At 50.1% G+C, this 14,513-nt stretch carries 13 protein-coding genes; 4 read left to right on the plus strand and 9 right to left on the minus strand.

The window, feature by feature from the left end; translation table 11 throughout:
* Positions 1-110: 110 nt before the first annotated feature.
* On the plus strand, positions 111-1,214 hold the full coding sequence (locus Mal48_RS19015; RefSeq protein ID WP_145203348.1) for a serine hydrolase domain-containing protein: 1,104 nt from the start codon (positions 111-113) through the stop codon (positions 1,212-1,214).
* Positions 1,215-1,420: 206 nt separating this feature from the next.
* Here the strand turns inward: Mal48_RS19015 and Mal48_RS19020 are convergent, their stop codons facing one another.
* Entirely contained in the window at positions 1,421-2,263 is an 843-nt protein-coding gene (locus tag Mal48_RS19020) for a ThuA domain-containing protein (protein WP_145203351.1), read from the minus strand.
* Positions 2,264-2,568: 305 nt separating this feature from the next.
* Between Mal48_RS19020 and Mal48_RS19025 the strand changes: the two genes are divergently transcribed.
* The 3 genes from Mal48_RS19025 (at position 2,569) to Mal48_RS19035 (ending at position 5,598) form a co-directional block, all read left to right on the plus strand.
* Positions 2,569-3,360 carry a phosphoadenylyl-sulfate reductase gene (locus Mal48_RS19025; RefSeq protein WP_145203354.1) on the plus strand — a complete coding sequence of 264 codons (792 nt, stop codon included), beginning with the start codon at positions 2,569-2,571 and terminating at the stop codon, positions 3,358-3,360.
* A 58-nt stretch (positions 3,361-3,418) separates the two neighbouring features.
* Positions 3,419-4,369, plus strand: coding sequence for a D-alanine--D-alanine ligase (locus Mal48_RS19030; protein WP_145203357.1), 951 nt, complete (start codon positions 3,419-3,421; stop codon positions 4,367-4,369).
* A gap of 260 nt (positions 4,370-4,629) precedes the next feature.
* Positions 4,630-5,598, plus strand: coding sequence for a cell division protein FtsQ/DivIB (locus Mal48_RS19035; protein ID WP_145203360.1), 969 nt, complete (start codon positions 4,630-4,632; stop codon positions 5,596-5,598).
* A gap of 593 nt (positions 5,599-6,191) precedes the next feature.
* Here Mal48_RS19035 and Mal48_RS19040 read toward each other — a convergent pair.
* The 8 genes from Mal48_RS19040 to Mal48_RS19075 all read right to left on the minus strand — a co-directional run bounded on the left by Mal48_RS19040 (position 6,192) and on the right by Mal48_RS19075 (position 14,506).
* Entirely contained in the window at positions 6,192-6,377 is a 186-nt protein-coding gene (locus tag Mal48_RS19040; RefSeq protein ID WP_145203363.1) for a hypothetical protein, read from the minus strand.
* 349 nt (positions 6,378-6,726) lie between these two features.
* Positions 6,727-9,033, minus strand: coding sequence for an EcoAI/FtnUII family type I restriction enzme subunit R (hsdR, locus tag Mal48_RS19045; protein WP_145203366.1), 2,307 nt, complete (start codon positions 9,031-9,033; stop codon positions 6,727-6,729).
* On the minus strand, positions 9,030-10,181 hold the full coding sequence (locus Mal48_RS19050; protein ID WP_145203369.1) for a restriction endonuclease subunit S: 1,152 nt from the start codon (positions 10,179-10,181) through the stop codon (positions 9,030-9,032). Before Mal48_RS19050 ends, hsdR begins: the two co-directional genes overlap by 4 nt.
* Positions 10,178-10,480 carry a hypothetical protein gene (locus Mal48_RS19055; protein WP_145203372.1) on the minus strand — a complete coding sequence of 101 codons (303 nt, stop codon included), beginning with the start codon at positions 10,478-10,480 and terminating at the stop codon, positions 10,178-10,180. The genes Mal48_RS19050 and Mal48_RS19055 overlap by 4 nt, the downstream gene beginning before the upstream one ends.
* On the minus strand, positions 10,477-10,956 hold the full coding sequence (locus Mal48_RS19060) for a hypothetical protein (RefSeq protein WP_145203374.1): 480 nt from the start codon (positions 10,954-10,956) through the stop codon (positions 10,477-10,479). The genes Mal48_RS19055 and Mal48_RS19060 overlap by 4 nt, the downstream gene beginning before the upstream one ends.
* Before the next feature lie 91 nt (positions 10,957-11,047).
* Positions 11,048-12,517 carry a type I restriction-modification system subunit M gene (locus Mal48_RS19065; RefSeq protein ID WP_145203377.1) on the minus strand — a complete coding sequence of 490 codons (1,470 nt, stop codon included), beginning with the start codon at positions 12,515-12,517 and terminating at the stop codon, positions 11,048-11,050.
* 178 nt (positions 12,518-12,695) lie between these two features.
* Complete coding sequence (locus Mal48_RS19070) at positions 12,696-14,066, minus strand: YfjI family protein (protein WP_197441831.1); 1,371 nt, start codon at positions 14,064-14,066, stop codon at positions 12,696-12,698.
* Positions 14,057-14,506: a hypothetical protein gene (locus Mal48_RS19075; RefSeq protein ID WP_145203382.1), complete on the minus strand. Its 450-nt coding sequence runs from the start codon at positions 14,504-14,506 to the stop codon at positions 14,057-14,059. Before Mal48_RS19075 ends, Mal48_RS19070 begins: the two co-directional genes overlap by 10 nt.
* Positions 14,507-14,513: the final 7 nt, after the last annotated feature.

Here is a 14,513-nt window from a genome sequence, read left to right on the forward strand (position 1 = left end):
CATTGACATCGAAGAGACGAGGTGACTAGCGCGGCCGGAATCTCAAAATCAAAAAGAGAGCGACAACAAGATGCGATTTCAGCATCTTTCAAATTGCAAAGACGAGCAGCATGACCAACCGTAGAACCTTCCTTCAGGCAAGTTTGCTGACCACGCTGAGTTCACCACTGCTCGCTGCCCTGAAACGGGGAAACCTCAGTGCCGCAGAAGAGACGCTTGCGACTGCGACAAATAGTGGCTTGATCGAAGCTGCATCGATCTATATTCAACAAGGGACTGAAAAGTTTCAGCGAACATTCGGTTCATCAAAATCCCCGGACGACATCTTCCTGCTCGCATCAATTTCAAAGCCGATCTCAATCGCTGCGGTGATGAAGCTTTATGACCAAGGCAAATTCGCTTTGGACGATCCCGTCAAGAACTTTATTCCGGAGTTTTCGGGAGACGGTCGAGACGCCATCACTATGCGGCAATTGATGACGCATGTTTCCGGGCTGCCTGACCAGTTGCCACAGAACGCTCAGCTTCGCTCGAACCATGCTATATTGAAAGAGTTTGTTGACGCAGCCATCCAGACACCATTGCTCTTCCCAGCCGGCACAAAGTACAGCTATTCAAGCATGGCAATTCTGCTCGCAACGGAAGTCGCGATGCGTCTCACTGGAAAACCGATCGCCAAAATTGTCGAGGAGAACGTTTACCAACCACTCGGGATGAAGCACTCGGCCCTTGGTTTAGGAGCATTCAAGCTTGAATCAGTCATGAAGGTCCAAGTCGAAAATGCAGCTCCTGAATCGGGCTCAGGAGCTCCCTCGACGAAGTCTTGGGACTGGAACAGTTTGTACTGGAGACGACTCGGCGCACCATGGGGGACCGCACATGGTTCCGCAGCTGACGTTGGGCTCTTCCTGAATGAATTTCTTCACCCCAGTGGGAAAATTCTAAAGCCAAAAACCGCGCAGCTCATGACAACGAATCAGAACCCGCGAGGAATTCGCCCACGTGCTCTCGGCTTTGATCTTGGCAGCCACTGCGGTGGCCCCGGGTGCAGCGAACAGACTTTTGGACATACTGGATCCACAGGAACCCTCTGCTGGGCCGACCCCGCCACAGCCACGACCTGCGTCATCCTGACAACTCTTCCCGGTCGAGCGATCACTCCCCACCCCAGAAAAACTGCCTCGGACCAAGTTGCACGGGCTGCGAATTCCTAGAACATCTCCGCGACATGCCGGGCCGATGAAGCTCACCTTCATGACTTTATAGACTGCTCACCTCGCAGCTGAAGGCAAAGAGCACAGGACAAGACTCAGAGGCCAATATTGGGTTTGCTTTACTCAGTTATTGTTCAACGGAAAATCCAAAACAAGAGCGGCAGCAACACTCAGGCGAAAGTGTCCAGTGCAAATTGACCGGCAGATTACTTTTTCTTTTTGGAAAACTTGGGATCGGCTTTGGGTTTAGGGTCGCCGATCACGATCGGTTTGATTCCGGTCCCTTCGTAGCCTTTTTCAGGGTTTCCATTCTCGTCGAGATGTCCGGTCACAAAGAGTGCTCCACGAGAGACAAGTCCCAGCCAAACATCGTTGTTCATCGTTTCGTTGTGATGCCCAAGTGATGTCCCGAACACATTGGCTTTCCCGAATTTGTTCAACCAAATGACCGGATGGTCTTTCTTTGTGTCTTCTCCGTAAGCCTTGGCAAGCGGAATGCAATTCGACCAGACTTTTTCGATCTTGTACAACTCTCCATTCGGGGTTTTCCATTCCTTAGGAAAGTCCGTCATGACCGGATGATCCTCGAGCTTCTCCACGTTTAAAGCACGCTTTCCTTCGTGGCTGCGACTGGTCACACCGATCAATTCACGCCAGGCATCGGCCGAACCAGAGTTGCGGTAGCTGTGCAGGGCACAATGGATAAAAATTGCGGGAACCCCTTCAAAGTGAGCATCCGCGATCGACTTGACGAATTCAGGGTCGGTCACGCCGCCAAAGCATTCGTTGTGAACGATCAGGTCATACTTCTTAGCCCAACCCGGTTTTGAATAGACTGATATCTTGTGGTCACGACCTGTCCCGCCTTCATGAACAAAATCCCAGGTGATGTTCATTCGCTGACTGAGCCCCTCAGCGATGATTCGCTTCTGATCCTCATAGTCATGGCAACACCCGCCGGTAATGATCAACCCTTTTAATGGTTCCGCTGCAGAGCTGGATGTTGAAAAACCAATTGACAGTAGAAGGGCGAGCGTCAAAATTCTCATAGTCATTCTCGATGTTTGTAGAAACGTTTTAAACAAGCACGGGATGATTAGTGTAACAATTCGAAGCAGACGGGTCGCACATCAAGCCAAACCCTGCCGAACAAATTAGGGAGCTCTGATGCTTTTGTCGCATCAGTGAGAAGCGGGATCAATGCGGACCATTCGGTTTGATGAATCCAGCCTGTCGCTGCTACACTTCCAGTTGTTGCAGAATCATATCAGCTTCTGGTCGATGCAAACGCCTCCTTAGCAAGGGCGCTCTTTGATCGTTATCCAGTTTTCATTTCGACTCTAACAGGCCCGTCATGGCGCGTTTGACACAAAAGCAGCTCAATCAACTTAGCAAAAACTTTGAAGAGCGGACTCCCGATGAACTTCTTCGCTGGGCGAAGGAAATTTTTGGTGATCGTGCCAGCGCCATCTCAGCGATGCAAAAATCCGGGAGCGTGATGTGTCACATGATCTCTCGACTCAAACTCGATATCCCGGTCCTTTTTGTCGACACTGGGGTGATGTACCAGGAAACGCTGGAGACTCGCGACCGAATGTCCAGCGAATACGGCCTCGATGTCCGGACGCTACATCCCGAGATGACGATGGCCGAACAGACAGATAAGTTGGGTGTTCTATATCTTTCCGTGGAGGGGCAAGAGCAATGCTGCCACATGCGAAAAGTTGAACCATTATTGAAAGCCAAAGGCGAGTACGACGCCCTCATCGGCAGTTTGCGTCGGGCCGATGGTGGTCGCCGTGGCGTTTGCCCCTTATTGGCGGTCGACACCGAAATGAATGCCGTTCGAATAAATCCGATGGCAAACTTCACTGATGAGCAAATGGCTGCTTATCTGGAAGAGAACGACGTCATCATCAATCCGTTGCACAAACAAGGGTTCGCGACGATTGGCTGTAACCGATGCACAACCCCTATCCTCCCGCATGAAGTCAAACGTGCTGGGCGTTGGCGTCACTTGGGAACCGCAGCTGCATATTGTGGGATCAACCCAACTGATGTCAGTGACGGAGATTCGCAATCGATTGACCTCCCGCAAGATTTGATCGACAGAATTCTCGGCCAGAAAACTGATTTCATGATTTGATGAATGTTTTGAACTCGTCAATGAAGTCCCCCCGCGATGATTCACCGGAGGCTATGCGATGCGTAGTCAATCCTTGCTGAAGTCGACTTCCGAAATTTTCGTACTGTATGGTGGAAACTCACCGGAACGAGAGATCAGCCTGCAATCGGGAACTGCAGTCGGACGTGGCCTGAGTGAGGCCGGTTACAATGTTTCGCTCGTTGATACTGCGACGACGCCTCTTCAAGCAGTTGACTGGAAAGAGAATTCGGTCGCCATCATTATGCTGCATGGAACTTATGGGGAAGATGGGGAAGTTCAGGAGGAGCTGGATTCGCTTGGCGTCACCTACTCTGGCAGCGATGCACAATCTTCACGACGTGCCTTTCATAAAGCGATCGCCAAGAAGACTTTTGAAGATCATCAACTTCCAACTCCTGCGTGGCGACTACTGAACTCAGATGCCAGCAGCAACGAAGTCCTCACAGCAGCCGAGCAAATCGGGGCTCCTGTTGTCGTCAAACCGGAGGCACAAGGTTCGAGCCTGGGTGTGACGATTCTGGAGAATCTTTCCGAGGTTTGGAGCGCTTTTGAAGCTGCTCGAGAACTGGATGAGAAAGTTTTAATTGAACGGGCAATCCTTGGAGAAGAATGGACGGTTCCGGTTCTCGACCAAATCGCACTCCCACCCATTCGAATTCGCTCTCAGCGACAATTCTTTGACTACTCCGCAAAATATCTCGACAATGAAACCGAGTACCATGTTCTCGGTTCAGACGATTCCGCAATCGCACGGGCAGTGACGGATGTGAGTCTTAGCGCCTGCCTTCACTTAAAAACTTCAGGAGTTTGCCGTGTCGACCTCATGGTGGATGCCCAAGGCACCCCATGGTTACTCGAAGTGAATACGATTCCCGGGATGACCGATCATAGTCTCGTCCCGAAAGCGGCAGCTCATCTCGGCTGGAGCATGAGCGACCTCTGCGAACAGATTCTTTTCTCTGCTTTCGCTAACCGTCAAGAACGGTAACCAGACCCCAAAAGCAATGACTGATTGAAGCTTCTTGGAAATCGATTGCAAAATCGTGTTTTCCTGTGGAAGTTCCAGCCTGCTTCACTGGAGGTGGTAGGTTTGAGAGTCCCCATCGGTCGTCGATGGCGGGAACTTTAGAACCGGTTTGAAAACTTATGCAATAAAGCCTTTTCTCAAAAAATGAGAATCTGGCTGCAGGGTTTCACACCAGTCCTGAAATTTCAAATTCTCTATTTCTCTCACTCCAGCCCGTCACAATGCCTCCGGCAACGAAGACAAAAAAAACGAAGGGTGCCAAACCAGCCCCCAAGAAAAAGGCAGCCCCAAAGAAAGGGCCATCGCCAGTTTCGCTCGCAGTGCGATCCTGGTTCTTTCGACCAACCCCACTCATCATTACTGCCTTTATCATTTCAGGAATCGTCTTCGCCCCTTACGCTCCTCATCTCCTTCCGGATCTCTCACAACTGGAAGAGTATCAGTTTGAGATGGAAGCAATTGAAGTGAATCAACCGAATGAATGGGTTCCCGGAACACTCATCGACACCGTGCTGATCAACTCAGAGTTTCCAGAAAGAATTTCTTTGCTTCAGCCCAATTTAAGTCGCGACGTCGCTGAAGCGCTTCATGCTCACCCCTGGGTGCACCATGTCGACTCGGTTCGGCTCACCAATGAGCGTTCCATCCGAGCCAGTCTGAAATATCGATTACCTGTCGCATTTGTCGAAACAAACGAAGGATTGTTTCCGGTCGATGCAGAAGGAGTTTTGTTGCCAGCTGTTGATTTCAAAATTGAAGATATCGACAAGCTTCCACACATTACCAACGTTTTGACAAAACCGATTGGGAAAGCTGGGACTCCCTGGGGTGGAGGTATCGTCGAATCCGCAGCGAAGATCGCGGCAGCACTGACTCCGAATCAAAACATGGAGAAATACTGGAACCGCTTCGAACTGACGAGCATTGTCGCTCCCGATGTGAAAGAAGGCCAGATGACCGCTGACGACATGACCTTCGAACTCGCCACCCGCGGGGGAAGCCGTGTCGTCTGGGGCAAGCCCCCCGGAGCAGATGACCTGGAACCGACCGTACAGCAAAAAATCGGTCGAATGGAGCAATACCTGTCCCGGTTCGGAAAATTCGACGAACCGGACGGCCCCTATCGCATCGACATCCGCCTATTCGACGCCATCTCCCTGCAACCGCTCGACGGCCTGATCTATCGATAACAGTCGTGCAGGGCGTGTTTCACCAGTCAAATTGCTGGTCGTTCGAAGCAGAAATCGAACACGTATTTGAGCCAACGCCACAGTTTCGACTGCTGAATACAAAAAACGCCAGACGCTTCAAATGTCTGGCGTTTAACGTAAATCTGGATTATCAAAGCATTTCGCTAATGCGGTTGAGAGGATTCGAAGCAGTCGTTACTGAAACAGGCTATTGTCACCAATGCGATAACCTAGTAAATAACAAGACCTTGCGAGTTCTTGTATCGGTCGAAATTATCAGATCATTGCACTGAATTGCAACACATTCTGGCAAAGTGTGTAGTACGTGTGGAAGACTGACTTTTCTAGTCGTATTCCTCTCAGTCTGATTTGCGCGCAATAAATCCTTAGCGAATGCATTGATAGTGGTACAAAGCCCCCTGCCCCCTAGGAAATTATTGAGGTACGGAACGAGGGGAAAAAATAGTTTCTTAAGGACAGGTTCTTCGCGAGTAATGGACCGGCGAACGGTCGCTGGTCGCCCGGAAGGCCCCAAAGACTTAGAAGAGCTGAATTCTTCTTCATCGTTTCCGCGATCAACTGACCAGTTCATTCTACCACCTCCCGTATCGTCGTATTGAAACCATCCACCGGCAGATTTCTTGCAAGTCGTACCGCTTCGGTTTCCCGGGACAGCCCTGTGCGAGCCAATCACAGAAGGTGCGACGATTGATGCCGAAATACTTAGCTGCTGCAGACTGAGTCGGAAAGACGATGTTCGAATCTGGCTTGTTTTCCATGACATTGACCTTTCAAAGTGTGGTGGTGAGGAAGAAGCAGCCACCTATTTTCAAAAATTGTTACGGACAAAAAAATGTGGGATATCGAACACGCCATAGCACATAAAACCTAGAAAAGGACCCGATGTGCCCCCCTACACCTCCCCTGATCACTTACACTTCTTCACCCCCTATGCAGTTTACCCTTTCAGAAATGTTGAACGCTTTATATGTGGTCATAGCGTAAATCTTTGAGCAAAAAATGACTCCCCCCGCCCTCGGCACGAACTGAGATACTGGTCATCGCGGATTGAATTACCGCAAGTCTGCAAGCTGGTATCAAAGGACCATCAGCAGGGATCGTACCACGCTACACTGCGAGTTGATCATAGAGATACTTCTGGAATTCGATGAAGAGTTGGCTTATCTGCTTGACGCCTCCCAGCTTTGCTGCTGCGTCTGCAATGGCGTGGTACTTCAATTCCAAGAGTTGAGGCAACAATGACTGATCGAGGACTTCTACGCCGGTTTCGATGTAGCGTTGTAAAACGAAATCGATGAACTCTCTTTGCTCCTGATCGAGATTATCGAAGATCCTGTCATAAGCACTTTTGACCCGGTGTTCGCGGGTGACGGGTTCGATCGCATAAGCGACATATTCCAGCACGTCGAAGAGATCGCTTTTGTCGGCTTGAATGAGATCCTTCAGCGTGTTCAACTCTTCCAGTCCGTAGCCGACTTCTTCCAGCTTGTTCAATAATCCTTTGCGGGTTGCCGGATCTGACCAGATCTTTCGCAAGTCTGCTTCGGTCGTGAAGAAATCAGGGAGCGTCCCGAAGAGCTTCTGAATGAATTCTTCGGCTGAAATCGGTCTTCCGTCGGCATCCCAGAACGTTGTCGATGCCATTGATTGAATCGCCCGATACTTGCCGTCTGAAAGTTTGATCTTCAGCTTTTCTTTCGGTGGTGGTGGCGGTTCTGTTCCTCCTCCTTCTTCGTCTCCCCCTTCTGGTCTCGGTCGCGGTGGTCCCGGTGCTACCGGATCCATCGGTTCACCGTCCCATGCAGGATCGAGGAAATTCTGGTAGGCGTCCACGAAATCATAGATCGTGAAATAGTCTTTCCCTTCAAAGGTTCGTGTTCCCCGACCGATGATCTGTTTGAATTCGATCATATTCGTGCAGGGACGCATCAAGACGATGTTGCGGACGTTGCGAGCATCGACACCGGTTGAGAGCTTTTGTGATGTCGTCAAAATTGTGGGGATTGTCTTTTCGTTATCCTGGAAGAGTTTCAGATTCTCTTCTCCCTGCGCTCCATCGTTGGCAGTGACCCGGCAGCAGTAGAACGGATTGTCGCTGTCACTCAGTTGGTTGATCAAATCGCGGACCAGTGCAGCATGCTGTTGAGTCGCACAAAACACGATTGTTTTCTCATTCTGCTTTGCCTGATCGAGGAAGAGCTGGACACGTTTCGATTCACGTTCTTTGATTTCGATACTGACGTTGAAGTCTTTTTCTTCGTAGACTTTCTCGCCATCGACTTCACCAGACAGAATTTCATCGTCCGGCGTATAGAAGTATTCATCAATCGTGGTCTGAATCCGATTCACTTTGAACGGTGTCAGGAAACCATCGTTGATCCCATCCTTCAGCGAGTAAACATAAACTGGTTCGCCGAAGTAGTCGTAAGTGTCTGCGTTGTGTTTTCGCTTCGGCGTCGCTGTCAGACCGAGTTGGACAGCTGGCGAAAAGTGCTCCATGATCTTTCGCCAGTTCCCTTCGTCGTTCGCTCCTCCCCGGTGGCATTCATCGATGATAACGAAATCGAAGAAGTCTTCATCATAATCACCGAAGTACGGTTCTTCGTCTGGTCCACTCATGAACGTCTGGAAGATCGTGAAGAAGATGCTGCCGTTAGTTGGCACTTTACCTGCTTTGCGAATCTCTTTGGGACTGATGCGGACCAGTGCATCTTCAGGAAATGCGTTGAACGAGTTGAATGCCTGGTTCGCCAGAATGTTGCGGTCTGCCAGAAACAGAATACGTGGTCGACGTTTGCCGTCCCGATTCAAATTCCAGCGAGTCTGAAACAGTTTCCATGCAATCTGAAACGCGATGAAGGTTTTCCCGGTCCCGGTCGCGAGTGTTAAAAGAATTCGATCTTCTTCGTTGGCGACCGCATCCAGAACCGCTTCGACTGCGTTTTCCTGATAGTAGTACGGTGGTTTTGTCTTGCCGATGTCGTTGTAAGGTTCAGCAGCGAAGCGATCCCGCCATTCATTCTGTTTAGAAAATGTCTTGTCCCACAACTCATCAGGAGTCGGAAATCGTTCAACCGTTTCTTCCGTCCCGGTCTTCATGCAGATCTGATAGATCTCTTTGCCGTTGGCAGCGAACGTCGTGTCGAGGTTCAAGCGGTGGGCGTAATCTTTCGCCTGTCCGACTCCTTCGCCAACTTCCTTTTCGTTGCTCTTCGCTTCGATCGCTGCCAGCTTATGACCGCGATAGATCAGCACGTAATCGGCTTTCAGTGGGAGCCCACGTTTGCCGCCGACTTGAATGCGCCCTTTCGTCACGGGGTATTCCCGGCGAATTCGTGATTCTTCGACCACTCCCCAGCCCGCTGCAACCAATGCGGGATCAATCAATTCAGCCCGTGTTTCTGTTTCGTTCATACAGCCACCTCGTTTTCGAGTTGTTTGGCGGTCAGTTGGCCGGTGAAGGCTTTTTGCAGGAGCGATTGTTTGAGTTCGTCGAGGTTGGCGAGCTTTTGCTGGTAGATGGCTTCGAGCTGTGACTTCTGCTCTGAAAGCGTACTTAGAACTTCAACTATTCTTTCTTGTTCAGAAATCGATGGAAACGGAAATTCATTCCGCTCGAAGGTTCCCATGTTAATGTTGTCTTGTGCGGAACCTTTCCCTTGCGATTGTAATACCGTTTTGAAGAACTGAAGGAGGTATTCCACGTAATCTGCATTCGCTTTGGTCGGATCACATACCAGACCAATGATGCTGTCAGGTATGCATGCATCAAAAGTCAGGATTGCAGTTTCAGCTATGTTCGCAGCTATTGTGATGCAAAGAGTTCCAGCAGGCCACAATTTGCTTTGAGCTAATCCGATTTCGTTATATGTCTTCGAATATTCAGTGACGTAGTGATCTGCATTGCGAATCTCGCCCGTTTGAATAAACGGATACTGTCCTCCATAAAGAGATTTATCATTGCGGGGACGATGTCGGGACTTACCACGACCAAACGTAATGGCAACATCTGCTAAGTTCTTCTCCTCCCAGCCTTTTCCTTTTTGGGTGAAGATGCGGTTGAGGTAGCTTTCGAAGAGTTCGCGGGCGTTGGCGAGATTCTTTTCGGCGTTCTCTTTCGCCCGCTCAATCGCTGCAAACGCCTCATCCAAAATTGAGACAATACGCTTTTGTTCGGCGAGCGGTGGGACTACGACTTCGATAGCATAAACATCATTTCGGTTAATACCGGGTTTAACTCCTTTCGCAAGTCGTGGAAGGTTTTGAAATCGGAGCATGTAGAAAAGAAACTTCAATTCGTGCTCAGATTGGTCGAACGTAACGAAGTAAGTGACATCAAGCGGCCAGAATTTATCCTCAGTGAGGTTACACTCACCAGCCGACCCTTTTCGTCCAACAATGATTGTCCGATAGTCGTGGTAATACTTATTCGACTTAGCTTTTTCTCCATTTGCACCGTAAACCGGGTATGCTCCTGAAGGATCTCGATCAGCTTTTGGTAACGGCTTCCCATATTCCAGCGAGAGAATGTCACCAATAGTTTTAGTTTCCCATTCAGTCATATCAGCCCCCGAATCGTTTCCAGCACTTCGGCAGCTTCTCCACAGATCAGCCGATGGGCGTTAGCCCCGGTTATCAGAGCCGCACTTGCATAACAAACCGGGGCTAATGCCCTGCGGCTAACGGGTGTCTTCATATCAGCCCCTGCAACGTCATTCTGCATATCGGCAGCATCGGCAGCGAGGGTCTGCACCCGGTTCACAACTCCAAGTCTCTGCCGTTGGGCGTTAACCCCGGTTTCCAGAACCGATCTTGTATTACAAACCGGGGCTAACGCCCTGCGGCTGATATTATGAGTCATTCTTCTCGGTCCTTTCTAGCTTGGGCTTCGCCAGCATAAAGAATCGCTTGTTCAAGGTCATCTTCCTGATTGATGCACTTCCAATCGCCATTGACGGACCATACGGGTCGATCTACGAATTCCGAATACTTCTCGCGTAGCCCCCGTGTGCAATTGGCTTTCATCTGATCCCTCACCTTCTTCCCTGAATAGTTCATTGCCGTCACGACAACATGCACATGATTCGTTCTTGGATTTGCGATCCATAATTTCCAACCGCGAAAATCACTCAAACGTTGAATCTCACTTGCAACCAATTCACGTTGAGAATCACTCAACAGAATAATCTCATGATTCAATCGATCCCGGTGCCATTGTTGCAGTTTCGGTTGAGGTGGTCGAGAACCACCTCGTGAACGCCACCACCTCTCGTCACCCTGTAAAAACGTTCCGTAAACAGTCCACGTAATAAAAAAAGCCAACGGGTCATCATTCATTCTGTTATTCTCTCTTAACAAATCAGCCGCTGGGCGTTAGCCCCGGTTATTATTGTTAAACCCACTGAAACCGCGGCTAACGCCGTGCGGCTTATATCAGCCCCCGAATCGTTTCCAGCACTTCGGCAGCTTCGGTATCGAGTGCCTGCATCTCTGCCAGAATCTCTTCAGGATCGCGGAGAACAGTTTCGTCCTGCCGGTTGGGGTTCTTCACCGAGAGATCAAACGTCTTCTGGTCAATGTCCTTCATACTGACGGACCAAGAGTTGTCGCTGTCCGCTTTGGTCTTCTGCAATTCCACGAACTCAGCCAGATCACTTTCATTGAGCGGGTTCGTCTTCCCCAGATTGCGGTCGAGGTTGAGTTGATAGAACCAGACCTTCCGAGTCGCTTCCCCCTTATCGAAGAACAGCACCACGGTTTTGACTCCCGCCCCGGTGAACGTCCCGCCGGGAAGATCGAGCACAGTATGCAGGTTGCAGCTTTCCAGTAGTTCCTTCCGCAAGCTGACCGATGCATTGTCGCTGTTGCTGAGGAACGTATTCTTGATCACCACACCCGCCCGGCCTCCTGCTTTCATGATCTTGATGAAGTGCTGCAGAAACAGAAACGCCGTTTCCCCGGTCTTGATCGGAAAGTTCTGCTGCACTTCCGCCCGTTCTTTCCCGCCGAAGGGGGGATTGGCGAGCACCACGTGATAGCGGTCTTTCTCCTGAATGTCGCTGATGTTCTCGGCGAGTGTATTCGTATGCACAATGTTCGGCGCTTCGACACCATGCAGAATCATGTTCATCGTGCCGATGATGTACGCCAGCGATTTCTTTTCCTTCCCGTAGAAGGTCTTCTTCTGCAACAGCTGACGATCTTTGATCGAGAGTGATTTTTTGCCGCTGTTCTTTGCATCGCTGAGATAGTCAAAGGCTTCGACCAGAAAGCCCGCCGACCCGACAGCCCCATCGTAGATCGTTTCCCCCAGCTGCGGAGCGACGACCTGCACAATCGCCCGGATCAATGGACGTGGCGTGTAGTATTCGCCCCCGTTCCGCCCGGCGTTCCCCATATTCTTGATTTTGTCCTCATACAGATGGGACATTTCGTGCTTCTCGGCACTCGACTGAAAGCTGAGTTCATCAATCCGCTCGATCACTTCCCGCAGGTTGTAACCGGACTGCAACCGGTTTTTCAGTTCGCTGAAGATCTCCCCGATTTTGTATTCGATCGTATCGGGATCATCGGTGACCTGTTTGAACTTCGCCAGATACGGAAAGAGTTCCACATTCACAAAGTCCCGCAGATCATCCCCGGTCAATGCGTTGTTGTGGTCGAACGTCCCATCCTCTTTCTTCGGAGTCGCCCAGACTTCCCAGCGATATTCATCCGCAATGATCGGCGTGTACTCTTCCCCCCGTAACTCGGCAGCGAGTTGACGTTCTTTCTCAAGATCATCGAGGTACTTCAGGAACAGAATCCACGATGTCTGTTCAACGTAATCGAGTTCGCTGCCACACCCCGCATCCTTATGCAGAATGTCGTCGATGTTTTTGAAAGTCTGTTCGAACATATTTTCAGCTGGTCTTATTAGCAGTGATTTGGAGATCGAAGAAACCCACCGTCAGAAACGGCCCGCTTCAATACAAGAGTGTAGTGAACCTCTCAACCGTTGTCTCTTTCAACCGTCCGGTATGGTATGCCACTGAAACCCTATGTTTATTGACATACCACACCAGTGCAACGCTTCCTCAACAGTTTTTGAGTCTGAATACGTTCTTCGGGCGTCCCTCTGTCGGCACTTGAAAGAAGCGCCCCAGCTTTCGCCGTTGCAGTTCATCAAGTGCGTCCTGTGCCGCTCCTGATCCCCGATACTTCGACTTCGCTTTTCGAAGTTCTTCGCTTGTGATCTCTCCACGAAACTGATCGCCAATCAGTTTCACCAGTTCAATCACATCAGGATCGAATCCCTGCAACGATTGATAGACTCGCTGCGTTTGCCACTTAAACCATTCGACCAGTTGAATCGCTCTTTCAAGATTTTCGAGTTGAACACGTGATTCAACATTCTCCGCTCGCCCTTCAACCAGATCGATCAGATGAAAGATCAACGCAAACCGCAGGCAATACGCTTCCAGCTTCGAGTAAGCCGCTGCAATCGCTCCTTTGACATTTGCGGTTTCGATTCCATGTTGATTGACAAACTGAACAAATCGAGCACGTGCCGGTTTTGAGAGATAGCAGATTGTCGGCTTTTCTCCGCAGGGTATTTCGAACAGCAAACGAAACAGGTTTTCCATTTCTTCGGTCAGCGTTTCTTCAACTTCATCATCTGACCAGCACTTCGGGTTGATCGGCGGTTCGCAGAAGAGAAATCTGGCAGCCATGCCGTTTTCGGTATTCTCCCCAGCGAGTCGCTTTCGCAAAATGTCTGGTTGAATCGTGCCTGTGATTGAAACCGCTGCTCTGGGAATGAATCTCATCGCCCCGTTTACCTTTCGATCATTCGAGATCGCTTCGGCGTTGAACATCGAAAGATACGTCGGAACGTCTGCCGATCCTTTCGCTTTGTATTGACCGAAGGAGTCGAAAAACGCAGCAAGTTCATCTCGATAACAGAGCACTCCCCGCAAATTGACCGCTAAGATCTCAATCAATGCTTCGATCGTGGTATCGTTGACCAGACAGCGTTCATGTGTCGGTTCAATCGGTTTGGGTTCTTTCTTCTTCTTCGATCCTTTCGGATTTTCCGTTTCCCAGACGATAAACGCATTATCGTAATCTCTGAGTGCTCGCTTATACTGTTCGGTCTTCTCCTGGTGCCGTTGCTGCACAAAACAGGTTGCGTGCCTCGCTGCTGGGGATTTCATCGAACCAGATGGAGCGATGATCGTCGTCCAGATCACAGCCGGTTCTCTCCAGCCTCTTTTGGCTTGCAAGACGACAGAATTCCCGATCGCTGTTGCCAGTACTGAGAGGATCGGGACACCGATCATCGACGGATCACAATGTAGCGACTGCGCTGATTGCCTGATGTATTCACGGACTGGATCAGGAAACTGATCGTAGGGAAACGGTTGCCATTCAGTTTCAGCTTGTTCAAGTGTTTCTTTCATCGACATGCAACCACCCTCCATGCTGCCCGCAGTCGATCTTCGGCCTCCCAGATTTCCCATCGCTGGTGATAGAGTGCCTTCATCCGCAATGCGTAGTAGTCGACCAGCTGCGGTATTGTCGCTGCCCTGAGTGACTGTTCACACCAATAGTGAGCGGGCGCAGGGTATTCCCACGCCTTTGACCGTTCGACAAGCTGGATCACTTTTCTCGAATTCTCCAGACCAACCTGCATCGACTCGTGATAACAATAGCAATTCTTGACAGCGACCAGCTTCCCGGTTTTATTGAGCGTAGTGATCGCCAGAAAGAGCACTCTCAAACGTTGGTCATAAAACCAGACCGGATCAAAATGATGTGGGAATGAGTGTTTCAATCCGCAGCCGACTAAAACCAGTTCTGCGTACTGATCTGATGGCATCTTGCGATCCGAATATCTTTTGGACATAATCCAC

This window comes from Thalassoglobus polymorphus (assembly GCF_007744255.1).
Taxonomy (GTDB): domain Bacteria; phylum Planctomycetota; class Planctomycetia; order Planctomycetales; family Planctomycetaceae; genus Thalassoglobus; species Thalassoglobus polymorphus.

Excerpts from the sequence above, each read along its gene's own strand:
- Mal48_RS19015 (WP_145203348.1), top strand. The coding sequence starts at position 111 with ATGACCAACCGTAGAACCTTCCTTCAGGCAAGTTTGCTGACCACGCTG.
- Mal48_RS19020 (WP_145203351.1), bottom strand. The coding sequence starts at position 2,263 with ATGAGAATTTTGACGCTCGCCCTTCTACTGTCAATTGGTTTTTCAACA.
- Mal48_RS19025 (WP_145203354.1), top strand. The coding sequence starts at position 2,569 with ATGGCGCGTTTGACACAAAAGCAGCTCAATCAACTTAGCAAAAACTTT.
- Mal48_RS19030 (WP_145203357.1), top strand. The coding sequence starts at position 3,419 with ATGCGTAGTCAATCCTTGCTGAAGTCGACTTCCGAAATTTTCGTACTG.
- Mal48_RS19035 (WP_145203360.1), top strand. The coding sequence starts at position 4,630 with ATGCCTCCGGCAACGAAGACAAAAAAAACGAAGGGTGCCAAACCAGCC.
- Mal48_RS19040 (WP_145203363.1), bottom strand. The coding sequence starts at position 6,377 with ATGGAAAACAAGCCAGATTCGAACATCGTCTTTCCGACTCAGTCTGCA.
- hsdR (WP_145203366.1), bottom strand. The coding sequence starts at position 9,033 with ATGAACGAAACAGAAACACGGGCTGAATTGATTGATCCCGCATTGGTT.
- Mal48_RS19050 (WP_145203369.1), bottom strand. The coding sequence starts at position 10,181 with ATGACTGAATGGGAAACTAAAACTATTGGTGACATTCTCTCGCTGGAA.
- Mal48_RS19055 (WP_145203372.1), bottom strand. The coding sequence starts at position 10,480 with ATGACTCATAATATCAGCCGCAGGGCGTTAGCCCCGGTTTGTAATACA.
- Mal48_RS19060 (WP_145203374.1), bottom strand. The coding sequence starts at position 10,956 with ATGAATGATGACCCGTTGGCTTTTTTTATTACGTGGACTGTTTACGGA.
- Mal48_RS19065 (WP_145203377.1), bottom strand. The coding sequence starts at position 12,517 with ATGTTCGAACAGACTTTCAAAAACATCGACGACATTCTGCATAAGGAT.
- Mal48_RS19070 (WP_197441831.1), bottom strand. The coding sequence starts at position 14,066 with ATGTCGATGAAAGAAACACTTGAACAAGCTGAAACTGAATGGCAACCG.
- Mal48_RS19075 (WP_145203382.1), bottom strand. The coding sequence starts at position 14,506 with ATGTCCAAAAGATATTCGGATCGCAAGATGCCATCAGATCAGTACGCA.